Raw genomic sequence first — 23,992 nt, forward strand, 5'->3', positions numbered from 1 at the left:
AAGTCTAGCAGTATGCTGATATTCAGCAATCAGGATATTCCTGATATCAATTCAGCGGATCCCCTAATTACTGGTGTTTAATTAGGCTTTAAAATTAACGAACAAATACGAGTTTTATCTTTGTAATGGTCAACTTCTAATATTTATATAGTATCAGGTGAGAAGAAAAGGTTATGTTTTTTGTCAATAGAATGGTCCTAAAACAAGGGATTGTTTTACTTATCTTGCTTGCTACCAGTGTCATCTTAGGGTGGTGGTTAAAAATAGATGCGATGGTGCAGTGGCATGTCAGCTTCACGCCTATGCAATTTAATACGGCTTTAGGCTTTTTGTTAATTGGAGCTGGGCTATATGGTTTTCTAGTTCATCGTCGTGAAGTTATCTATTTGTCGGCACTGCTCTTATTGTGGTTGGCAGGTTGCACTTTATTGCAATACAGCGTGCAGCTAGATTTTGGGATAGATGAATTTTTTGTCAAGCATCATCTACAAGTTGGCACTTCGCACCCAGGTAGAATGGCACCCAACACGGCTGTTAATTTTTTTGTTTGTAGCGTGTCCATTTTATTGGGTTATAGTGCCGTTAAGGGACGCAGGTTGTATCTAAGTGTTGCATTTAATTCACTGGTATTTGCAATCGCTTTAATTGCGCTGATGGGCTATTTAGCTGGTATCGAAGCCGGTTATGGTTGGGGGCAATACACTCGAATGGCGTTGCCTACCGCTTTAGGTTTTTTACTGGTTAGTGCTTTGTTGGCGGCTTTATATTTTCGCCAGATCAGCCGAGATCAACGCTGGAGTATATATGGGATAAATGCCTCCATGCTGATTCTCGCTCTGACTTTATCTTTATGGCAAGCGACAGAAAGTAAAGAGCAGAGCCATCAAGTTTATGTGAGTCAACTTAAATCGATTCAATTGCGCTGTGAAATGAGTCCTGATTGTTATGGCGGTGCAATCAATGAAATCAAGCAACCGCTAGACACAATCGTTCTAAGTTTATCGAATTGGATTTTATTGTTTGGTGGTCTGTTTAGCCTGATTGTTGGTCAGCTATTCTATTTTTTACAAAAAACAACTCGGCAGACGAAACGGTTAGAAAAAGAAATAGCTGAAAAAATCCGCTCACAAATTGCATTAAATACCAGTCTGAATGTCACTGAAATGGCAGCAGAGGTCTCTGGTTTAGGGATTTGGACTTGGCATGTTTACAGTGATCGTTTTCAATGTGATGAACAGCTTTCACAAATAATGCGTTTATCAACAGCACAACGAGAACACCTGACTAGTTTATCTGATTGGCTAGATTGTATTCATCCAGATGACAGAGCTAGATTAGAAACTGAACTCAAACAAACGGTCGAATCGAAACAACCTTGGCAAGGTGAATTTAGGTTATTTCTCACCGCACAGCAGCGAATTTATTATCTTAAAGCTCATGCACGCGTAATACTTCCATCACCCGGTGAACCTCGGTTGGTGGGCGGGTGTTTGGATATCACACAGCAGCATGAGATTTGGCTAAATTTGCAACAGTTGCGGGAACAAGCTGAAGACGCAAATCAGGCAAAATCCGACTTTTTGGCTAATATGAGTCATGAGTTGCGTACCCCTATGAATGGCATTATTGGTATTGGAGATCTGCTTAGCCGCACTTCTCTGAGCAGTAAACAGATGGAATATTTAAATTTAATGAGTCGCTCAGCAAAAACTTTGCTTAATATTCTCAATGATATTTTGGATCTGGCTAAAATAGAGGCTGGGCATATCACTCTCAACCCTCAATTGGTTGAGCTGGACGAGCTCATCGGTGATGCAATGAAAACCTTCTCACCCGATGCGCATGCAAAATCGATTGATTTACAGTATGACATTCACCCCAATGTACCTGATTTAATTAAATTAGATGCACTGCGCTTTTCGCAGTTATTGATTAACCTGGTAGGCAACGCTGTAAAATTTACAGATCAAGGTCAGGTTTATGTGCAAGTAACCATGCATTCAGAGCCAACTGATAATGCGATTAAAGATTTTCTGAATGTCAGTGTGAGCGATACTGGTATCGGCATTGATAATGATAAACTTGAAGAGATATTTTCACCTTTTATACAAGTGGATAGCTCGATTGCTAGAGAGTACGGTGGAACGGGTTTGGGCTTAAGTATTGTTGCTAAATTGGTTCACATTATGGAAGGTGAAATCAACTTTGAAAGTACCCTAGGTCAAGGCACCACGGTTTATCTATCTCTACCGATAAAACAACATGCAGAAAAAGAACTTATGTCGCTCGAGCAGCAGGTGTTGTTGATCAGTGATAATGATTGGGGGAACCGCAGAATTAACCATATGTTTAACTTGGAGAGTGAGCAGTTAAAGATTGTTGGTAATCATAATGAAGCATTAAACTGGCTTAATTCTGTTTATCAGTGTGACAAGTCTGTAGACTTGATCTTGGCTGATTATGAATTATTAGCAGCAGACATGGACAACTGGCTGGCAAAATTAAAGCAAATTACGACAATCATGCCTAAGTTGGTGTTACTGGTACCCGCTAATTTATCTGACACGCAGGAGCAGCATGTTGTCCAATGGAATATTACACAGCAAATACTTAAACCCGCCAAACAATCCGAAATTCTTGCTGCAATACTGGCTGATTCACCTCAAACCGATACAAACTTGGAAAGTCAAAACGAAATTTGTTCTTTGCAAATATTGGTGGCGGAAGATAATCCAATTAATCAGCTTTTAGTCAGAGAAATATTGCAACTTAGAGGTCATGTCGTGACGCTAGTTGAAAATGGCGAAGACGCCTTAGAGTATATGCAAATGCGAGATTTTGATGCGGTTTTGATGGATATACAAATGCCTAAAATGGATGGTTTAACCGCGACACGTCAAATTCGAGCCTACGAGACAACGCAAAAACAGGGTAAAAAACAAAGAATAATTGGTCTTACTGCGCGTGCTTTAATGGGTGATAGAGAAGAATGTTTACAGGCTGGCATGGATGACTACATGAGCAAGCCATTGAATTCGCGAGAATTGATAAAACGTTTGGAACACTCATTTCCATCAGCTCAGGAGCATCTGGCGATTCACACAGTGATATCCCAACAAGAAGCAAAACAGGAAGCAAATAAACAGCACTATCAGTATTTAGACTTTGCACGATGTGAAGCCTCAATGGGCGGCGTTCATGGGTTGTTAAGCAAAATGATTAGGCTAACCATAGTAGAATTACACCGACAGATTAAAGAACTAGGCGTGGCAATTGAAGATAAAAATTTCCAGCAAGCTGCTCAAAGAGTGCATAAACTTAAAGGTACCGTTGGTAGTTTTTGTACCGAGGGGTTGTTACGTCAATGTGGAACGTTTGAACAGCAACTGAAAATGACTCACACAGGCTTTATTGAGCATCAGTGGCTAGAATTTAAGGCTTTACTTGATAAATTTTTATCAGAATTACAAAAGTTTGATGCGAATGCAGAACAAAGCCCGAGTCATTAGAATTAATTAGCAGGAGCATTAATATGAAAGTACTGGTCGCTGATGACGACATTGTGATTCAATCTTTGTTGAAAAACATTCTCACAGATTGGAATTACCATGTGTTGTTGGCAAAAGATGGTTTGCAGGCATTACAATTAGCAGAAGATAATCCAGATTTACAACTCTTTATAGTTGACTGGTCAATGCCATGGCTAGATGGTTTGGCATTTTGTCAAAAAGTAAAAAAAAGAGACAGGTTTGCTTATTTTATTATGATTTCCGGTCGCAGTGGGACAGACAACCTAGTCGCGGCGATGGATCAAGGTGTTGATGATTTTATTGTAAAGCCGCTTGTCGCTGAAGAGTTAAGAGTACGGCTGAGAGTGGGCAAAAAAATCATTGAACAGGAAAGGCGGCTCAGTTATTTGGCTCAATATGATGAACTGACAGGTATCTGGAATCGTCGTATGGTGTTGCAATGGCTGCAAAACGAATGGATCCGATCGCAACGCGAGAAAACCTGTTTATCGATTTTATTTATTGATTTAGATCACTTTAAGCAAATCAATGATGTATATGGACATCTAGTGGGTGATGAAGTACTCAGACATTTTTGCACAACGGTCAGTCAGCAATTACGTCCTTATGATTATTTTGGTCGCTACGGTGGCGAAGAGTTTATTTTAGTCCTACCCAATACTGAAATTCAAGGGGCTGATGTTGTCGCCGAACGAATTCGCAAGGTTGTGCAGGAAAATCCATTAAAATTAGATGCCCAGCGCAAGCTTAGTTACACTGTGAGTATTGGCTTAACGATTAAATCAGCTGAAGATACTGACGTTAAATCACTTATCCAAAGGGCTGATGCTGCAACCTACCAAGCTAAACAGCAAGGTCGCAATCGAGTTGCCACTTTAATTACAGAGTAAGGGAATGCCTGTAGTCTAATCAGGGTTCCCCTGATGAAAAGTCCTCTCCTCAAGCCTATAATTTAATTTCAACTGAATTATGGGCTAACTATATGAACCGATCTTTTACGCAACAATACATGCAAATGCTGCAGGCTGGTAGCTTTACTTCCAGTCAAGCTGGATTTGTTCAGCGCCTAATTCACTTTGTTATTCCACTCGCTATGCTGAGCAATACGACGATGCTTGCTTTTAAACAGCCTGATTGGTCATACCTAATGTTAGTTATTTTGTCAGGTTTGTGCACTTATTTTATGGTCAAAGCACACGCGGTAAAACTGGTTACGATTTGTTTAAGTTTATTTATCGGCATGCATTGGATAAATGGTCAAACACCGTTGCTTATTTTAGTCAGTGCTGTACTGAGTGCTTTCATAGGATGCGCGGCTCAACAATATGTTAAATATTGGCAAAAATTAAAGCAAAAAGCAGAACGGGCAAGTGCGTCCATTAATCTTTGTGAGGCGTTACTGAGAACAAATCAGCATTGTATCAAACTGCTTGACTTAGACGGTCAGTTGCAAGTGGCTAACGCAGATGGGCTATCCCTTCTCAAATCTGGTGAATTAGCACAAGGAGATTGGCAGTTGTGGTTGTCTCAGCAAGCGCCCGAGCAGCGTAAAGATATCAAAAAAGCTTGGTTACAGGCCATTAATGAAGGTTATGGTGAAATGAGCGGTCCTTTGAATCATGGAGAAAAAAGGGGCTATTGGCGCATAAGGATGGCCAGACTTGAAAACCACTTACAGCAATCCGATTCAGTTTTGGTCGTGACGCAGGATATCAGCGAACTTGTTTTTGCCCGACAAAAAGCTGAAACAGTGAATGCCGAACTGGTAGCGATGCTGGATAGCCTAAATGCCTTGTTTATAGCCTTTGACCCAAAGCACAGTATCTTATTTAGTAATAGCAAAGCACGCAGTTATATGCGTACTGTCAAAAATAGTTTGAATCAAAATGGCGGCGTAGCAAGCAATTTGTCTGACAGTTTACCTGAGTTTATATACGTTGCAGTTGAACAGTGTCTAAAGCAGATTAACGATGAGCAAATACAAAATACCAGTATCCATATTCAAGAACCCACATTAGGTCGCTGGCTGGATGTGGAAATATGGAAAAAGGAAAATGGCTACAATTTGTTTGTTACAGATATCCACGAAAGATACTTACAGCAACAGCAAAATAAACAAGCCTTATTGGTTGCTGAGTTGGTGCAGGAGTTAGAGTCGGTTGGGAGTTGGGAGTATGATATAAGTAGTCGTCGAATATCGCTTTCAGTACAAGCGCAGAAGATCTTGGATGTGCAGCCCACACGGATAGCAAACGATTTTTCTTTAATTAATTGTCTGCTCAATCCGAATGATAAAATTAAACTGACACAAGCTTTTTTAAAAGCTTCTCAAGGAGAAGAGAATGTCTACGTGTATGCGCAGGTAAAACACCAAAGTGGAGATCTCATGGAAGTTCGTTTTGCATTGCGCTGTTTATATGCAGCAGATAGCAGCCCTGAAAAAATCATCGGCTCAGTGCAGGACATTACGGAACAAAAAGCACGTGAATCTTACCTTAAAGAAGCTGAAAGAATGGTGCGTGGAATTATTGATGCTCTGCCTAACCAAATATGTGTCATAGACGAACAAGGGACAGTGATTAACACAAACCATTGTTGGCAAGAAAGTGCGAGAAACGCGGGCGCTGATGAAAGTTTAATCGGCCGTGGGTGCAACTATCTAGCGGTTTGCCATCGTTCTGAAGAACAAGGGTGTTGCGAAGCAGGTGAGGTTGGCGAAGGCATTCGCATGGTTATTTCGGGAGACCGTGATGAATTTCAATTAGAGTATTCTTTACCGGTTAATGAAGAACTGAAATGGTTTAACATAAGAGTTGCGCCACTTGGAAGTAATAGCCAAAAATTGAAGTTATTTGTTATTTCTCATGAAGATGTCACAGCGATGAAAACCTTGGTATTGGAATCCGAGTGTCAGCGAGAACAGTTATCTATGGTGCTGGAGGCGACCGAAGATGGGATCTGGGATTGGCAGCTGGAAACTGGAAGTACCTATTATTCTCCAAACTTTTTTGCCTTGTTGGGATTAGCGCCACAACCTATGCCTAATTTTAGCCAATGGTTAAGCCAATCGGTAGCGATTGCTCAAAGAGATGATGTGATGTGCCAATTAAGTCAACACATAGAGCAGCATAACGCACAATTTGATATTGATTGTAAATTACAAAAAGGAAACGGCGAATATCATTGGTTTCGGTTACGAGGTCGAGGACAGTTTAATGACAATGTGCTGGTTCGTTTTGTGGGTACACTCATGGATATTGGCGATTATCAGCATTTGTTGGAACAACTTGGTGAAAAAGAACGACAATTTCAAGATCTGGCAGAGCGCATTCCGGATGTGTTTTGGGATTATGATCTGGAAACCAGTCGTTTTCGCTATGTTAGTCCGGCATTTGAGCAAATATGGCAGGTTCCGTTATCGGAGATAGAGCAAGCCGACTTTGGCTATTGGATCAACAGTCTGCTAACAGAAGACAGAGAAAGAGTTAAAGCTCTGTTTGATAATATTATTGTTTCTGGTAACTCAGGTTTTGTCGAATATAGAATATTAACCGGCAAAGGGGATATTCGTTGGATCAGCACACGCTGCTTCGTGGTTAAAGATGACGATGGGCAGGTTTTACGTATGGTGGGCACATCCCGTGACGTAACCCAGTCTAAATTAACATTGAAGAAACTCAAAGAAGCAACCGAATTGGATAGCTTGACGGGATTGCCGAATCGCAGCACTTTTATGACCTTGTTGCAGGAAAAAATAAAGCAAGACCCTCAAATGCATCAGCGCTTTGCTTTAGTGTTTATTGACATAGACAGATTGATGACGTTAAACGACTCTGTTGGCCATGAAATTGGCGACCAACTTTTACAACATATTGCGGGACGGTTGCTTGAGCGCAGTCATAAAGAAGGCACGTTGGCCCGAATTGGCGGCGATGAATTTGCAATGACCATACCGATGGAAGACAGTCATTTGAATCTGACAGCCATGCTAAGTGATATGGTCGCAAGCTTTAATACACCGTTTCTGGTCGAACAGCATAGTTTGTTTATTAGTGCATCTATCGGAGCTGCGATATACCCAAGAGATGGTATTTCATCCATAGAATTAATGCGTAATGCAGATTATGCTTTAAACGAAGTTAAACACGGAGGCGGCGGCGGTTATCGCATTTGCCCGCATACAGTGCCAGAATTATCTACTGTTATTGGGCATCTTGAGAGCGAATTGAGACTGGCACTGGATGAAAACCAATTTGAGTTATTTTATCAGGCTAAAGTGTCAGCTGGTAGTGGCACGCCGTTAGGTTGTGAAGCCTTACTGCGTTGGCGACATCCTCAACATGGGATTGTACCTCCGTTGTCATTTATCAGTCGGTTAGAGAATTCAGGCTTGATCATTCCTGTCGGAGAGCATGTCTTGCAGATGGGCTTGAAACAGCTAAAAAAATGGCATCAACAGGGGTATACGGATATGAGAATGGCATTAAACATATCGCCGAGGCAGCTACTTGAACCAGGGTTTGTGAAAATAGTCGAAAAAGCGCTTAATATGAATCAAGTTGACTCGCAAAGTGTCGAGTTGGAGTTAACTGAATCAGCATTAGTAAGCGACCCTGAATTGGCAGCAGATGTTTTATCTCAGCTTAAGCTTTTAGGTATTAGTATCGCCATTGATGATTTTGGTACAGGTTACTCTTCACTAAGCTATCTGCACATGATAAAGCCTGATATTGTAAAAATTGATAAAGGCTTTGTCGAAAATATAGAAAAAGATGAAGAAGCATGCAAACTACTGGATGGCGTGATCAGCCTGTGTCGCCACTTAAACATAGAAACCGTAGCAGAAGGTGTTGAACTTGAATGCCAGTGGGACTTATTACGCAAAATTGGCTGTCAGACTTTACAAGGTTATTTATTTTCCAAACCCCTTCCAGCTGATGACTTTGCACGGGAAGTTTTAGCCGTTTCTCGGCAAGCACAGCAAAAGTGTAACTAATATAACAACTTGCCCTTTATGCCGCGCACTCGCGCGGTTTTTTTATTTCTACGATTAATACCAAAGCGTATGGGGAAAACCCCAGAGATACAAGCTTAAATCCTGCATAATTTTCAGGTTCCCCCCCATATCCAGAAATTAGATTCTTTCTCATACTGTAATCACAGTTCTGGAGTGATGAAAACGTCTGAATAAGGGCATGCTCATTTTCGGTGTTTCCAAGTTCTCCCAACTGCTTGTTTACTAAATAAGCCAATTATTTTTGAGGATATCAACATGGCATTGAAAAAACACTCTGTCGCTTTAGAAGCAGAATCATTTATAAAAAGTCCTGCTAGCAATGAATCAACTTTGTCTGCACGCCATCAACAAGAAGCCAATGAAAAACGCAAAAAAGCGAGAACAGCAGCCAAGCAGCAGCAAGCTGCAGAGCAGATCTCATCCGCCTCAACAGAGTTGGCAGCAGGCATCAGCCAAGCCTCTTCAGCGGTAAACGAACTAACCGCCAATATGTCGCAGATTGCTTCTGGTGCAGAAGAGTCTGCCAGCGCATGTCAAGAGAGTTTAGCTGCGGTTACCCAAATTAATGAGCGTGTTAAACGTCAGACGGATACATCTAATAAAGCAAGAGAAGTCACACAAAACTTACGCAATGTGATTCAGGCTGTGTCTAGTGATATCGATTTAATGGTGAATAATGTCGGTGATTCTTCGCGTCGACAGCAAGAATCTGTCAAATATATGACCGATTTAGAAGCACAGGCCGCGAAGATTAATGAGTCAGTTAAACAGGTTATTCGTATTGCAGATCAAACTAATTTATTGGCGTTAAATGCAGCCATTGAGGCGGGGCGAGCAGGTAAGCATGGTAAAGGCTTTGCGGTAGTTGCTGATACCGTGCGCACTTTGGCTGAAAAAGCTGAAACCAATGCAGCCAGTATTGAAACCTTAATTCAGAAAGTACAAAGCGGAGCCAACGAAATTGGTGAAGGCGTGCGTGAAGCAGCGGAAACTGCAGCGGGTGAAGCACAAAAAGGGCAAGTCGTTAATGATAAGTTGGTTGAAGTTCGTGAGACGGTTGATTTTGTGTACGAAGGTTCTGAAGTCATAGCATCAGCAGCACAGCAAATGGCGACTGCGATAGTGCAAACACAACGTGGTTCGGAAGATATAGCGGCTTCTTCTGAAGAGCAATCTGCTGCGTGTGAAGAAAGTTTAAAAACATTAAAAGAACAGGAAGTGGCTTTATCTCAAGCACAAGCTGCATCGCAATTGCTGGAAGATTTAGCGGATGAGCTACGTAACAGCTCCGATATAGCAAAAAGTGCAGAAGGGGTTGCATCATCTTCTGAAGAGTTATCTGCTTCAGTTGAAGAGATAAACCGAGCCTCAACTGAAATTGGTAAAGCGTTAACGCAGATTAATCAAGCTGCGACACAACAAGCTTCAGCTGTTGAAGAAGGCGTATCTGCTCTGGTACAAATCGAAAAGTCTGCTCAGCTTGGTGTAGAGCGAACTGCCGAAGCATTGGATAGAGGACAGCAGTTATCGACAACATTAGAGATGAACAAAACTATGGTTGATGAAATGATCCAAGCAATTTCAGATGCTACCGATAGCGCTGATGGTAATTTAGATAAAATCGCAGAGCTCGAACGTATTAGTCGACAAATTGACAAGATCGTGGATGGTATTGCAAATGTTGCCATTCAAACATCCATGTTAGCCGTCAACGGTGGTGTGGAAGCTGCCCGCGCAGGTGAGTTTGGCAAGGGCTTTGCGGTTGTTTCAACCGACATTCAGAATCTCGCCAATGATGCAGCAGAAAATGCAGAAGAAATTAAAGACTTAGTGAAAGCTATTCAAGATCAAATTACGTTAGTGCGTTCTGACCTAAGTACCATTTCTTATGATGTACGTAAGGAAGTAGAAAAGGCTCGAACCACAACGAAAAGCCTAGATGAAATTCAACAGCATATGACAGAGGTGCTCGACGGTAATAATACGATTCAGCAAGCTGCAAATGAAATCCAGGAAGCAGCCAATACAGCTAAAGTAGGCCTTAATGCGATAGCCGATAGCCAAGAAGAACGATCTAAAGCCGCCGCTGAAGCGTCTTCTGCTGCCGGTCAACAAGCTGAAGGTGCAAGAGAATTAGCGACTGCAATTGAAGAAATCGCTTCGATAGCAGACGAGTTGCAAAATGCCTAAATGGCGCATTACTGTCAACAAAGGTAACAAGCCATGTCAAATGTAAATCATGCTGAAGCGCACAGCGCGCTTTTAGAAGACGACCAAGAAAACCGTCGTCAATTTGTCACTTTCCATGTCGGTGCCGAGTGTATGGCATTTGATATGGAACGAGTGATGGAAATTGTAAGGGTTCCTAAAACCGTCGAGGTCCCTTTAACACCAAGTAGTCTATTGGGGTTGGCAAATCTGCGCGGCGCTATTTTGCCTGTCCTGAGTTTACGTCGAGTATTGCAACTAGACGACGCTGAGCAGACAGATGCCAGCCGGGTCATGGTTTTGAACTATGGCGGTCAACCGATGGGATTTGTGGTTGACCGGGTCACTCGCGTCATAGGTGTTCAGCCAGATGCAATCGAAAATATGGAAAAAGTTGGCAGTACAATTGATGCTAGCTTGCTTTCAGGGGTCTTGAAAAATGTAGAAGGACAAGAGTTGGTTCAACTTGTCGATGTTGATGCTTTGACCCAACAAGAATATGGGCATTTAAAAAGTATCAGTCAAGTTGGCTTGCAAAATACATCTGTCGCTGCAAACAACCAAATATTATCTTCGCAAAATGCAGATGATGATGAGCAGAATATATTGCAATTGGTCAGTTTTAGTGTGGCCGGTCAGGAATATAGCTTTTCAATCGATGCAACGCAGGAAATCATTCGCCTGCCGTCGAAGATAAATTCGGTCCCTAAAGCACCTCCACATGTGCTCGGTATGATAGACCTTCGCAACCGAGTGCTGCCATTGGTTAAATTAAGAACGATGTTTAACCTGCCTGAAAATGAACTGAGTGAAATGAATCGTATCGTTGTATTGACGTTGCGGCGGGGGCGTCAAGTCAGCATGGTTGGTGTTGTCGTTGACGAAGTCAAGGAGGTATTGCGCATTCAACAAGAGCAGATTGAAGCCGTACCTGCACTACTATTGGATAGCTGCGACAAACAAGAACTGGAAGGGATATGCCAATTAGATGAAGGCAAGCGCATTGTTACTTTGTTGTCAGCCGAGCGTTTATTTCATCGAGATGACGTTATTGAAGCGGTTGAAGCAGCGCAACAGTCTGAACAAGCACATGTTGGTTCAATACCTGAGTCGCAGCGAGAAGAGGAAGATAACATGAATCTAGACGCTCAAGCAGAACAGCTTGAAGAAGAAGAGACCCAATTGGTCGTATTTAACCTTGAAAACCAAGAATACGGCGTGATGATTGAGTCGGTTAAAGAGATTCTCCGCTTACCTGAAAATTTAACGAAAGTGCCAAAAACACTTGATTTTGTCGAAGGTATGATGAATTTACGCGGTAACGTGCTGCCTATTATTGATATGCGTCGTCGATTCAATTTAACCACTCAGGATGGCAGTGACCGGCAACGTATTTTAGTGCTAAACCACTATCATACTCAAACGGGTTACATTGTTGATAGTGTATCTGAAGTCCTTCGCCTACAACCTGAGCAGATTGAAGCTGCGCCTAGTTTGTCGGAAGACCAAGCTAAGATCATGGGACGTATCGTCAACCTTCGCCGTGACAAGCGAATAATCACTGTATTGGATCCAGAGCAATTGCTAAGTGCAAATGAACAGTCTGAGATAGTGAAGCAGAATGATGAAAATATTAATTGTTGATGACTCGGCGCTAATGCGCCGCTACTTATCTGAAATGCTTGGTGAGGTTGTGGGCATTCATACTACGACAGCACGAGATGGTATTGATGCGCTAGAGGTCATCGAGCGTGAAAACCCAGATGTGGTCACGCTCGATATCAATATGCCGGAAATGGATGGCTTGACGTGCCTCAGTCATATCATGACTCGCTTTCCACGCCCAGTTGTAATGTTGTCGTCATTAACGGAGGCTGGGGCGATGGCAACATTTGAGGCGCTTGAAATGGGTGCTGTTGACTATATCGCTAAACCGGGTGGCACGGTTTCTTTAAATATTAAAGAGATTCGAAGTCAAATACTGATAAAAGTTCGCACCGCTTACCGACAGCGACATTTGTTTAATAAAAAAGCCGTGTTGGCGAGCAAACCCGTACCATCAGTGGGAATTCGTACAAGTGATACCCATGTACGGGGCATTATAAGTATTGCTTCATCTACTGGAGGCCCTTCGGCATTAGAGAAAGTGCTGCCTTTTTTACCGGCAAACCTACCATTGCCAGTTGTCGTTTGTCAGCACATGCCGGGGTCGTTTACCGGTGTATTTGCGCAACGGCTTGATGGTCGCTGCGCACTGAATGTCGTGGAAGTCAATAAAGCCATGGAACTCAAAGCAGGCACTATTTATATCGGACAAGGAGATGCTGATTGTATGTTGAGTTTGCGGGATGGTAAGCCTTATTTAGTAACCTTACCCGCAAGCGCTAGTTTTAACTGGCACCCCAGTGCGAGTCGATTTTTACAATCAGTTCATAAGTACTTTCCTGCTCAGCGGACTTTATCCGCAATATTGACCGGTATGGGGGATGATGGATCACGAGAAGCTTTGAAATTATACCAAGCAGGTGGGATAACAATGGCCGAAAGAGAAATAGATTGTGCTGTATTTGGGATGCCAAAAGCATTAATTGAATTATCTGGTGCAGGCTCTGTGTTAGGTATCAACGAAATGTCTGGCGCTATTGTCGCTGGCGCAGAAAAGATCGCTAAATTGGGAGTAATAGAAACATGGGTTTAGTAAAGACTTCAGACCGACAGCAGGTAAATACCTGCACAACCGAGCAACCAGATCCAATGAAGGCATTAGACAGCGAGTTTGTCATAACCAGACGAGCGGCCGCTAAATCATTGCGTTTGCAAGCAGACAGTGCTCCGCTGCTGCTTAAATTGCTGGAGCAAGAACCAAACCAATTAGTCGTAGAGGCTTTATTTGATAGCCTGTTGTACCTATACCAGCATACCAAACACAAATCGCAGATTGTTGAGCAAGTTGTTACTTTGCTGCCAGAATTAGATGCGGCTAAACGCAATAGTGCAATTCTATTTCTGAGCGCTTGTCCGATCGAAATGACCGAACATATGCCTAAATTGTTAGCTTCTCCTAATACTGATCTGCAATTATACGCGCTAGATATATTGCGCAGCATGAATCATATGGATGCGCCTAAATGGTTGGCTGAGATGTTACCCAGAGAGTTGCATGTGAATGTAGTGATCAGTGTACTAGAGCGGATTGCCGAATGCCAACAACCGAATTTATTGGATCAGGTTGAGTGCTTGTGCGCGCGCTACCAACATGAACCACTTGTGGTTTTTTCTGCTCATATGGCGATCGAGCGATTGGGAGGTGCGTGTGAGCAGCCTTAGTGCGCTATTAACCAGCCCGCAAGAGCAATCTGCGGACGGTTTTCTTACATCTATTTCAGATGTGGAATATGGTCAGATTCGCGATTATTTTTACAAGCGTTCCGGTATCTATTTTGATGATAGCAAACGTTATTTTGTTGATAAACGAGTGATTAGCCGAATCAAAGCGACAGGCCATGAAGATTTTCGCAGTTATTTTTCGTTTCTTCGTTTTGACCCATCGCAGAGTGAATTGCAATATTTAGTGAATCTCATGACTGTCAATGAGACGTATTTTTTTCGAGAAGAATATCAATTGCGAGCCATGGTGCAAGGCGCGCTGCAGGACATTGTGCGAAACAAGCAACCAGGCGATAGCATACGCATTTGGTCTTTACCTTGCTCAACTGGTGAAGAGGCTTTTAGTATCGCACTTTATCTTTTGGAGTTTTGGCCGGAATTGGAAAAATACGAAGTTGAAATTATTGGCTCAGATATAGATACACATGTTTTGCAAAAAGCAAAACGCGGGAAATACAGTGCGCGCTCAGTGAAAAATCTACCCAAATATATCAAACAGAAATATTTCCGCCATGAGGTTCAATCTGATACCTACCAACTGGTGCAAGAAGTTAGAGAGTGTGTCGGTTTTACGACTGTTAATTTGCATGATGATCAGTCAATGGCCGAGTTTTCTAAATTTGATTTGATTTTTTGTCGCAACCTATTGATTTACTTCGATGATGTTTCACGGCGTCAAGCGGCGGAACGTTTATTTGATGCCTTAAACCCAGAGGGCATACTGTTTCTTGGGCACTCAGAGACAATGAGTAGAGTGTCCTCATTATTTAAAGTTCGCCGTTATTGCGACACGACCGGTTATAAAAAAGAGCTGCCATGAATACTGAAATTACACGTACTGTACTTGTTGTTGATGATGCAATGACTATTCGAAAATACCACCGTACATTGTTAGAAGAATTAGGCTGTGAAGTCGTTGAAGCCGAAAATGGCATAGATGCGTTGGAGAAACTTCTCGAACACCAGCTGTCACTGTGTTTAGTAGACGTCAATATGCCACTGATGGACGGATTTACATTTGTCACTGAGCTGCGCAAAGGGGCAGAGCAAGCAGACTGTCCGGTAATTATGATAAGTACTGAATCACAACAGGGAGAGCTTTCCCGCGGCTACCAGTGTGGTGTTAACCTTTATCTTGTAAAACCGGCTCCGGCAGAAAGTTTAAAGCTTTATTGTCAACAATTGATGGAGGGTAGCGTCCAATGAACCCCTTGCTAGAACAGTTCCTCAGTGAATCGCGAGAACTGCTAGAGTTTTGTGATGACACTTTTTTACAACTAGAAAAGAACCCTCAGGATAGCGACACCCTAAATCGATTGTTTCGTTATGTACACACGATAAAAGGTGGATCTGGTTTATTTGAAATTGCACCATTTACTCAATTGGTACATGTTGCTGAGGATTCATTATCTAAAGCCCGTGAGGGACTATTACAGATAAGTTCAGACGGTATTGATCTTTACTTACAAATACTCGATCAATTAACTTCTTGGCTAGATGAATTGGAAGAAAATGGGCAGTTAGGTGAACTCTCTATCCAGCAAAGTGAAGTGTTGGTCGGGCAAATTCGCCAGCGGATATTGAAGGAAAATACCGAACAGCCAAAACAAGAATTGCCCGTGGCCGATGGCTTGTCTGTTACATCGGTAGAACAAGTCATGGGTGCAATGGGGTTACAGGGGGTAAGTGAAAGATTACTTTGTGAGCTGAAAGAACAGGTAGAAAACTTACAGCAAAGCGCAAACTTAGTCGTCTATCGCCCTGACACTAATGCATTTTTTAGTGGTGATGATCCAATTTGTTTTTGGCTTCAATTACCCGGTTTATTATGGCAAGGGATCGATGGCGATTTTAGCCAAGAAAACTTAAATGCGTTTGATCCTTATGCATGTAAATTGACGTTTTTGGCGTTAACGACAGCTGATGAAACTCAAATAAAGGAAAATCTAAATTATGTGTGGCACAGTGTCGCGCTACACAAAATTATGCCAATAGACAGAAAGGTCCTGCCAGATAACCCTATTAAGGCGGCATTTGGTATCGAAGAGGTTTTGTTTTCACAAATGCAAATCCTTTTGCATATCGATAATAACCCGCATCCAGAATCAAGCTTAGCTTCGGTTTCGCGTGTATTGTCAGGGTTAGTTGGCACTGTGCCTGAGCTCGATAAATTGCCACCCATTCAAAATGAGCTAGGCAAGCTAAATCCAGATTATCTTAAAGCTCTGGAGTGTATAACAGCAGAGGGAAGTGCGACCGATTGTGTATCTGAGCCAGATTTATCCAACGATCAGAAATTGCCCGCTAAAATTACACCATCGGTTGGAGCTCCAGCTAATAACATGCAGACTGCTAAATCTGAGCCTATTCGTACCATCAAAGTTGACCAAGATAAACTTGAACAGTTGGTTGACCTAGCGGGTGAATTAATCGTTGCTAAAAACAGTCTGAATCATCTCGCTCGTAAAGTAGAAAATGAATATGGTATCAAAGCCTTAACTCGCGATATTAAATGTGAACACGGTGTGTTAAACCGAATCACTGAATCTTTGCAAGATGTCGTTATGCAGATTCGTATGATCCCAGTTGCTACCATATTTCAGCGTTTTCCAAGGTTAGTACGTGATTTATCCCGACGTTTGGGAAAAGATATAGATTTACAAGTCTGTGGAGAAGAAACTGAAGCAGATAAAAATATTGTTGAACAGTTGGCGGATCCTTTAATTCACTTAGTGCGAAATAGCATAGATCACGGCATTGAAATGCCAAGCGATCGTCAAAAGGCCGGCAAATCATCTACCGGTGTAATACGTTTAGTTGCTAAAAATATACAGGATTCAGTACAAATTGAGATTCAAGATGATGGTGCTGGTATCGACCCTGAGGTTATCAAAGAAAAGGCTGTTAGCAAAGGGGTGATATCTAAAGACGCGGTCGCTGGCATGTCAGATGAAGACGTCCTGCAGCTCATTTTTGAGCCGGGATTTTCGACATGTGAGCAAGTTTCTGAGCTCTCAGGTCGGGGAGTTGGAATGGATGTTGTGAAAACAACGGTAAATCGTTTAGGTGGAATGATTGATCTGCAAAGTACCAAAGGGGAAGGTTCAGTTATACGTGTCACACTGCCAGCTTCTATCACAGTTTCTCGGGTAATGATGTTTGAAATGGATGAACAAGTTTATGGCATTCCGGTAGAAGGTTTAACCGAGACAATTAAGATTAGACCGCAACAAATTAGAAGAATAAAACAAGGCGAGTCTTATGTACTGCGTAATAAATTGGTTCCATTGTACCGGATGCACAAGTTACTGGGTATTAGAAGCACCAAAAACCAACCCGAGTTACCGATTCTTAATCTAAATATCAATGGCACAGTTGCAGGTTTTGCTGTTGATAAATTATTAGAAGGGGTTGATGTTATTATTAAACCGCTGGAGGGGATTATGTCGCGTTTTCCGTTATATTCTGGTGCTGCCGTGTTGGGCGATGGCCGGGTATTGTTGGTACTTAATCCTAAGGAGATGCAATTATGCCACTAGATAATCATGAAAATATTATGCACCTGCAACAAGATTGCGGGGCAGAGGAAGCCGAGCAATTGCTTGAGTGGCTACTTGCCAATCCTAAAGGGCAAATCAGTTTGGAGAGTTGCAGCCACCTGCATACAGCGGTTTTACAGGTTTTAATGGCTTTTCGGCCTAAAATTTGTGCACCTTCACTTACCATGCCGTTAGACAAACTTTTGCAATCGGCAGGTGTTGTTTAATTTCTATTTTTTCTCTTTTTCTTTCTCTTTTCTATTCACTTAACATGCTGACTGCGAACGCGCAGCTGCATGTTAAGTATCGTACAACCCCCTTTCTGTTGACTCCCATCTAGGGATTTCCCTTGGTCAAAATCAGGTAACCCCCCAGATACATAAAAACCCTGGCTGCTATTATTTAATACAAGACGCCAACTAAAGCTTTCGGTGCTTAGTTTGTATTTTTTAGATGTTGGAGAAAGAGATGAAAAACGTACTTTTGGTTGATGACTCTGCGACGATTCTTATGAGTATGGAACAGTTGCTAGGCAAAGTTGTAAAAACTCAGACAGCGAGTGATGGCCAACAAGCATTGCAAAAATTAAGTGGTGGGTACAAGCCTGATTTGATCATCACGGATATCAATATGCCCAATATGAATGGCTTGGAATTAATCAGTCAAGTTAAAAAGCTACCCGCTTTTCGTTTTACGCCTATATTGGTGCTAACGACTGAATATGATGAAAGCAAACGTGCAGAAGCGAAAAAAATGGGCGCAACCGGATGGTTGGTTAAGCCAGTTAAAGGTCAGCAAATGCTAGACGTGCTTAAACAAGTTTTGCCTGGAGCGGTCGCTTAAATCAGAGCGGAGGATATATGCAATCAGCATCGATATTAAATAAAAAAACCAGTACGCCAGTGAGCTGGAGTGGTTTCGTGCGGCCCTTATTAATATGCCTGATAAAGGCACTTGGCTTTGCGACTGCTATCACAATACTGGCCATTGGAATTGTTCTGATCAATTCAGAGCAAACGATTGCAGATATTTGGTTAAACACCTCTGAACCGCTCGCGATTTTGTTTGCCCTTTTTGCATCTGGTTGTTTTTTGTTGAGTAGCAAGTTTTGCCAGACTCGCACTGCACTCAATGCAAAAATTGACAGATTACAACAGCAACTTGCTGAAAAAGATCTTGAATTGGTTAATCAGCAAAAACATCAAGTGGAACTTTGCAGTACGATTCAGCAGATTTGTAAGCTTTCTGGGCTCCCTTTATCTGCTGTTTCGGAGCAAGTCTCTGAAGCTGCTTTTTCCATAATTCAACGTGTTAGAGACCTTGATTCTAGTGCCAATAGTTTGGTGGGGTACCTAGATAATGCTGATTTTGATGCCGTCGACCTGAAATCTGAAATAGATGCATCCTCAGGTAAATTGACTATGGTTGCTGAGTATTTAAAAACTTTGCCTGAGATGATTCAAGGTCAGCAAAAGGCCATGCAATCTGTTTTGGCTGAAATGGATAGTGTTAAGCAATTTGTTGGTGAGATCAGTAGCATTAGTGATCAGACAAACTTACTGGCTTTAAATGCCGCAATTGAAGCCGCAAGGGCGGGTGAATTCGGAGCCGGGTTTGCCGTGGTGGCAAATGAAGTTAGAGGATTGGCTAACCGCACGCAGGAAGCCGCTCAATCAATCCAAGGCCGAGTTGAACAGTTTGACCGAACGATTCAAGCTAATTTATCTAATGATACTAAAGAGCAGCTTGCAAAAAAACTGGAAGCTTGCGCAGGTTTACCGGCATTTATTGATATTGTGCATAAGAATTATTCTGATGTGCGGCAATATTACAAAACGATGCTGACCGTAGTGACAGAACATAATCATGCCATCGCCACAGGATTAAACGAAATGCTTGGAAGTGTTCAGTTTCAAGATGTCGTGGTACAGCAGATTGATCGGTTGCAAGGTTTTTATTCCGAAGCTGAATTGACCGGTCAGCGATTAGAAGACAAGCCAGATGACAATATCGACGTTAGTTATCTAATCACAGAGCTTAATGACAAGATTCTTAAATTTAACTCTGCAGACCTAAACCATCATAGGGAGAGTGCAGGAAACTGTAACCCTGACGCTCTAAAAATTGAGCTTTTTTAAGCTGAGGATTATGATATGAAAGACCTTGATATAACGACGTTTATGACAGAAAATTTTGCCCAAATTATATCTCTTTGGCAATCTAAACTGGAAAAAATCTTAGGACAAAGACTCGGCAATGCGCCTTCTATACAGCTTGAACGACACTGTAAAGGTTTGCTAGAAAGTTTTATTGGCACCCTCACAATAAAGGACAATGATCATGCCGAAGCAGAGTTGATTACCTTACTGACTGAGGTGGGTACGATTTGGGCAAGAAAAGGGCTTAGTGCCAGTGAAACATCTAACTTTATTCTAACGCTGAAAGAAGCCTTAAACAGCAATGTATTTGAGGTTTACGGTGATTCAGACGCACAAGCATTTCAGATGATTTTAGAGTGGCAGCAGCGCTTAGATCAACTCTTAATGATATGTCACCAAGCTTATACTAATAGTCGGGAAAAATTAATAAAACAACAAAATGCTGCCTTGTTAGAGCTCTCCTCTCCTGTTGTAAAAATGTGGGATCAAATTCTTTTGGTGCCATTGATAGGGGTGATAGATACCGTGCGAGCAAGGCAAATTACCGAATCTTTGTTAACCGAAATAACTAAGCAGGAATCGACTGTCGCTGTTATGGATTTGACCGGTGTACCAGTATTTGATACTGCAGTAGCTGGGCACCTTATTAAAACCGTTAATGCTGCACATATGTTGGGGTGTAAAGTTATTCTAACGGGTATTAGTGCAGAAGGCGCGTTAGTTTTGACTAAACTGGGGATTGAGTTTAAACAAGTATTGACGCGTGGTAATTTACACAGTGGTGTTCAAGCTGCCTTTGCCTTAAAAGGTTTGTCTGTCACACTAAAATCGGTTGCTTAAAATGAATTTTAAAACCCCTCTTCTGCAACTAGGTGACGTATTAATCACCAGCATCCAAACTGATTTATCGGATGCACAAGTGAGTGAATTTCAGCAAGATTTAGTTCGTGCAATTGGCGTAAAAAATGCCAACGCTGTTGTGATAGACATCTCTGCTTTGGATGTGGTCGATTCATTTATGGCAAGGGTCATCAATGATACCGCAAGGGCTGCGCGCTTAGTCGGAGCTGAAGTGGCGGTATGTGGCATTCAGCCTTATGTAGCCATGACATTAGTCGAAATGGGGCGTCAGCTTTTTGATGTGCAGACCACTTTTAATCTAGAGCAGGCGTTGGCAGCAGTAAAAGCTGCTGTAGACGTTCGGCTCTGATTCAGTGGAGGTATTATGAACAACAAGCTGAAAAGCATTCAATTGCCGATTAAAACAGTCGATGACATCGTTCTTACTCGTCGAAAGGCTAGAGAAGTTGCTATAAAAATGGGGTTTGGTTTAGCCGATCAAACACGTTTAGCGTCAGCTGTTTCTGAACTCGCTAGAAATGTTATTCAATATGCCCAACAAGGAGAGTGTGAAATAAGTGATCAGTCAACGCCTGAGATCGTTATATTGCAGGTTTTAATCTTTGATTATGGTCCCGGAATAGCTGATTTAGAAGCTGCACTGCGAGATGGTTTTAGTACCAGCCAGGGGTTAGGCGCGGGTTTACCGGGCTGCCGGCGTTTAATGGATGAGTTTTATATAGAAAGTGGTTTGCAACAGGGAACCAAAATTCGGATACAAATTCATGCAAGTTCATTGTGAAAGTATAGCGTTAGATATGCCAGCATGGCAGCTTTTAGATAAACCAGAAGTATTAAGCCATACCAAAATTGTGCACGAGTTGGATGTGTTTGATGCTCGGCGTGATGTTTTAAAAATGGCTTTAAGCCTGGGCTTTAGAAATGACCAGGCATATAGTTTGGTGACCGCCATGACTGAGCTAGGTAACAATATTGTATTTCATTCTGTTGGTGGGTATTTGTTATTGCATGCTTATTATGCATTGCATGAACTAACCGGTGAGCAAGCTATCGTCGCCTTGATGCTGATAGCGCAAGATTCAGGCCCAGGCATTGCAGATATAGAGCTTGCTAAGCAAGAAGGTTATAGCTCTATTAATAGTATGGGCTGTGGTCTGTCGGGGGTGTTCCGTCTGATGGATGCTTGTCGTATTGAGTCGTTTCCGAGCGGCACCCGAGTTACCGCGACCTTATATTCTGCAAATGGCTGGGAACGTTAATGCTGGAAGTCGGAACGGGCGTGCGAGAGATGGCAGGAGAAGCCGTCAGTGGTGATCAAGCTGGGTATTGGTATTTGGCGCACGGTGATTTATTGGCCTGTTTAGTCGATGGTTTAGGGCATGGTGAATCAGCATTTCAAGCCGCTAATCAATGTTTGGCTACGGTTGAGCAGATACACACACACCCTATATCTGAGATTCTGCAGGTGTGCAATGAAGAGTTACGCAATACGCGTGGTGTTGCAATAGGGCTTGCCTTGATACAACCTGAAAATAATCAATTGAAATACTGTGGTGTCGGTAATATTCGAGCGACTATCACCGGACACCATCTGCGTAAACTTGTTTCTATTGGCGGGATCTTAGGCTGTGAACCTAAAGTACAGCGACCAATACTAACCGTGCCCTTCGAGATAGGCAAAGATTCATTTGTCTTGTGTTCAGATGGCATGAGTGCAGATATGCCCCATTCAATGTATCAATGTAAGCCTTTGTATCCAAACCTAAACACTTTGATAGATGAGTTGTTATGCCAGTGGGCTAGTATAAATGATGACGCATCAATGATGATAGTAAGATGAATCAGATAACCAAAAATAACGCGCAATACGCAGGTAACAGTCAAATGTTGCTTTCATCATTTTTGACATTGTACCAAGACTACATTTCATCTGGTGATGAAAATTTATTATTGGCATTTAACGACTTGGGTAAAGAATTGCATCAAGCAGGCACTCCGCCTGAGAAAATAGTGGAAGGGTACGCATCTGCATTACAACAAATCACAGTCCCCAATTGTCTGTCTGAACCAGAGAAGTTAATGCCTTTAATGGAAGTTATCATGACTTATGGCATTAGTTACCGGCAACAAATTTACTGGCAAAAAGAACATAGCAATGCGCAGTTTAGCCGCGTATTAGAAGCATCTGGACACCTGATTTGCATTACTGATCAAGGTAATCAAATACATTACACGAATCCAGCATTTAGGCAACTTTTTAGAAATTGCACTGAAGAACTAAATGAAGAATACCGTTTTTTTGGACTACCCAAATGCCCTGAAGAAATCACGCAAAAACTTTTAGCGGGGCAGCGTTGGCAAGGAGAGATCGCTACTCACAATCATAGTGGCAAAGCTGTGGTACTGAACTTAACGGCATTCTCCATTGGTTTAGGTGGTCAGTATTCCAATCATTATGTATTTATGGCTGAAGACATAACCGAACAGCGCGTTATGGAAAAACGTTTGCAACAAGCGCAAAGACTCAGTGTGCTGGGTGAGTTAGCGTCTGGACTTTCACATGAACTAAATAATGTAATGACGATAATAACCGGTTTTGCAGGCTTAATTCGTGATGAAAGTGATGCGCAAAGCAGAGCGGAATATGTTGATGAAATATTGGCTGCCATAAATAAAGGTCAAGAATTAAACCAACAGATACTGAGCTTTGCGACAGGCCGGCAACAAGCACTTGAAAAAGCAGATTTACACCAGTTAATGGCTAATATTGATAAATTTTTAACAACCGCCGTGGGCTCTAATATTGATATGAATTTGGACGTTCCTGCCAATATATTGGTGAGTTTAAGTGAGCAACATCTTAGCCAAATATTAACTAATCTATGTATCAATGCGCGTCATGCTATTGAGAAACGTCATGCAGACACTGGCGGGCTAATTGAAATTGGTTTTACTGTGACTGATAGTCCGGCATGGTTGAAGTTCACTGTAACTGACAACGGTTGTGGTATGAGTGAAGCGGTGCAAAAACAAATCTTTGAACCCTTCTTTACCACTAAAGATGTAGGTAAAGGCACCGGGCTTGGCTTGTCTTTGCTGCAAAAACTGGTACATGAATATAACGGCGAAATTTATGTTCGCTCAGATATCAATTGGGGCACTGAATTTATCATGTACCTTCCTGTCATTGTGGTTGACGAATCAATCACACCAACCACACCAACCACTATTCCTGAACCTGTTTTACAACACTGGTTGAATGCAGAAAATAGTGTTAATAGAGAGCGTTAA

Annotated in this window: 19 protein-coding genes; all 19 read left to right on the forward strand. The window is 42.1% G+C overall.

Annotation, left to right across the window (positions count from 1 at the left end; genetic code table 11):
• Positions 1-173 precede the first annotated feature (173 nt).
• The 19 genes from FNT16_RS06650 (at position 174) to FNT16_RS06740 (ending at position 23,992) form a co-directional block, all read left to right on the forward strand.
• The gene (locus FNT16_RS06650; RefSeq protein WP_143870833.1) at positions 174-3,509 is read left to right on the forward strand and encodes a response regulator; all 3,336 of its coding nucleotides are present in this window, start codon (positions 174-176) and stop codon (positions 3,507-3,509) included.
• Positions 3,510-3,532: 23 nt separating this feature from the next.
• Complete coding sequence (locus FNT16_RS06655; RefSeq protein ID WP_143870835.1) at positions 3,533-4,420, forward strand: GGDEF domain-containing response regulator; 888 nt, start codon at positions 3,533-3,535, stop codon at positions 4,418-4,420.
• Positions 4,421-4,512: 92 nt separating this feature from the next.
• Entirely contained in the window at positions 4,513-8,526 is a 4,014-nt protein-coding gene (locus FNT16_RS06660; RefSeq protein WP_143870837.1) for an EAL domain-containing protein, read from the forward strand.
• 276 nt (positions 8,527-8,802) lie between these two features.
• Complete coding sequence (locus FNT16_RS06665) at positions 8,803-10,737, forward strand: methyl-accepting chemotaxis protein (protein WP_143870839.1); 1,935 nt, start codon at positions 8,803-8,805, stop codon at positions 10,735-10,737.
• A gap of 33 nt (positions 10,738-10,770) precedes the next feature.
• The gene (locus FNT16_RS06670; protein ID WP_143870840.1) at positions 10,771-12,399 is read left to right on the forward strand and encodes a chemotaxis protein CheW; all 1,629 of its coding nucleotides are present in this window, start codon (positions 10,771-10,773) and stop codon (positions 12,397-12,399) included.
• Positions 12,377-13,453: a chemotaxis-specific protein-glutamate methyltransferase CheB gene (cheB, locus tag FNT16_RS06675; protein WP_143870842.1), complete on the forward strand. Its 1,077-nt coding sequence runs from the start codon at positions 12,377-12,379 to the stop codon at positions 13,451-13,453. The genes FNT16_RS06670 and cheB overlap by 23 nt, the downstream gene beginning before the upstream one ends.
• Complete coding sequence (locus FNT16_RS06680) at positions 13,444-14,082, forward strand: hypothetical protein (protein ID WP_143870843.1); 639 nt, start codon at positions 13,444-13,446, stop codon at positions 14,080-14,082. Before cheB ends, FNT16_RS06680 begins: the two co-directional genes overlap by 10 nt.
• Positions 14,069-14,962, forward strand: a complete 894-nt coding sequence (locus FNT16_RS06685; protein ID WP_246072415.1) for a CheR family methyltransferase — start codon at positions 14,069-14,071, stop codon at positions 14,960-14,962. The genes FNT16_RS06680 and FNT16_RS06685 overlap by 14 nt, the downstream gene beginning before the upstream one ends.
• Positions 14,959-15,348, forward strand: a complete 390-nt coding sequence (locus tag FNT16_RS06690; RefSeq protein ID WP_143870847.1) for a response regulator — start codon at positions 14,959-14,961, stop codon at positions 15,346-15,348. Before FNT16_RS06685 ends, FNT16_RS06690 begins: the two co-directional genes overlap by 4 nt.
• Complete coding sequence (locus FNT16_RS06695) at positions 15,345-17,681, forward strand: chemotaxis protein CheA (RefSeq protein ID WP_143870849.1); 2,337 nt, start codon at positions 15,345-15,347, stop codon at positions 17,679-17,681. The genes FNT16_RS06690 and FNT16_RS06695 overlap by 4 nt, the downstream gene beginning before the upstream one ends.
• Positions 17,672-17,908, forward strand: coding sequence for a hypothetical protein (locus FNT16_RS06700; RefSeq protein WP_143870851.1), 237 nt, complete (start codon positions 17,672-17,674; stop codon positions 17,906-17,908). The genes FNT16_RS06695 and FNT16_RS06700 overlap by 10 nt, the downstream gene beginning before the upstream one ends.
• Positions 17,909-18,149: 241 nt before the next feature.
• Entirely contained in the window at positions 18,150-18,524 is a 375-nt protein-coding gene (locus FNT16_RS06705) for a response regulator (protein ID WP_143870853.1), read from the forward strand.
• A gap of 611 nt (positions 18,525-19,135) precedes the next feature.
• The gene (locus FNT16_RS21125) at positions 19,136-19,819 is read left to right on the forward strand and encodes a methyl-accepting chemotaxis protein (RefSeq protein WP_425456703.1); all 684 of its coding nucleotides are present in this window, start codon (positions 19,136-19,138) and stop codon (positions 19,817-19,819) included.
• A 15-nt stretch (positions 19,820-19,834) separates the two neighbouring features.
• Positions 19,835-20,680 carry an STAS domain-containing protein gene (locus tag FNT16_RS06715; protein WP_143870855.1) on the forward strand — a complete coding sequence of 282 codons (846 nt, stop codon included), beginning with the start codon at positions 19,835-19,837 and terminating at the stop codon, positions 20,678-20,680.
• A 1-nt stretch (position 20,681) separates the two neighbouring features.
• Positions 20,682-21,050, forward strand: a complete 369-nt coding sequence (locus FNT16_RS06720; protein ID WP_143870857.1) for an STAS domain-containing protein — start codon at positions 20,682-20,684, stop codon at positions 21,048-21,050.
• A 15-nt stretch (positions 21,051-21,065) separates the two neighbouring features.
• Positions 21,066-21,482: an anti-sigma regulatory factor gene (locus FNT16_RS06725; protein ID WP_143870859.1), complete on the forward strand. Its 417-nt coding sequence runs from the start codon at positions 21,066-21,068 to the stop codon at positions 21,480-21,482.
• Positions 21,466-21,960, forward strand: coding sequence for an ATP-binding protein (locus FNT16_RS06730; RefSeq protein ID WP_143870861.1), 495 nt, complete (start codon positions 21,466-21,468; stop codon positions 21,958-21,960). Before FNT16_RS06725 ends, FNT16_RS06730 begins: the two co-directional genes overlap by 17 nt.
• On the forward strand, positions 21,960-22,541 hold the full coding sequence (locus tag FNT16_RS06735; RefSeq protein WP_143870863.1) for a SpoIIE family protein phosphatase: 582 nt from the start codon (positions 21,960-21,962) through the stop codon (positions 22,539-22,541). The genes FNT16_RS06730 and FNT16_RS06735 overlap by 1 nt, the downstream gene beginning before the upstream one ends.
• A complete protein-coding gene (locus FNT16_RS06740; protein WP_143870865.1) occupies positions 22,538-23,992 on the forward strand; it encodes an ATP-binding protein in 1,455 nt (484 codons plus the stop codon). The genes FNT16_RS06735 and FNT16_RS06740 overlap by 4 nt, the downstream gene beginning before the upstream one ends.

Origin of the sequence: Catenovulum sediminis (assembly GCF_007289895.1) — a bacterium.
Taxonomy (GTDB): Bacteria; Pseudomonadota; Gammaproteobacteria; order Enterobacterales; family Alteromonadaceae; genus Catenovulum; species Catenovulum sediminis.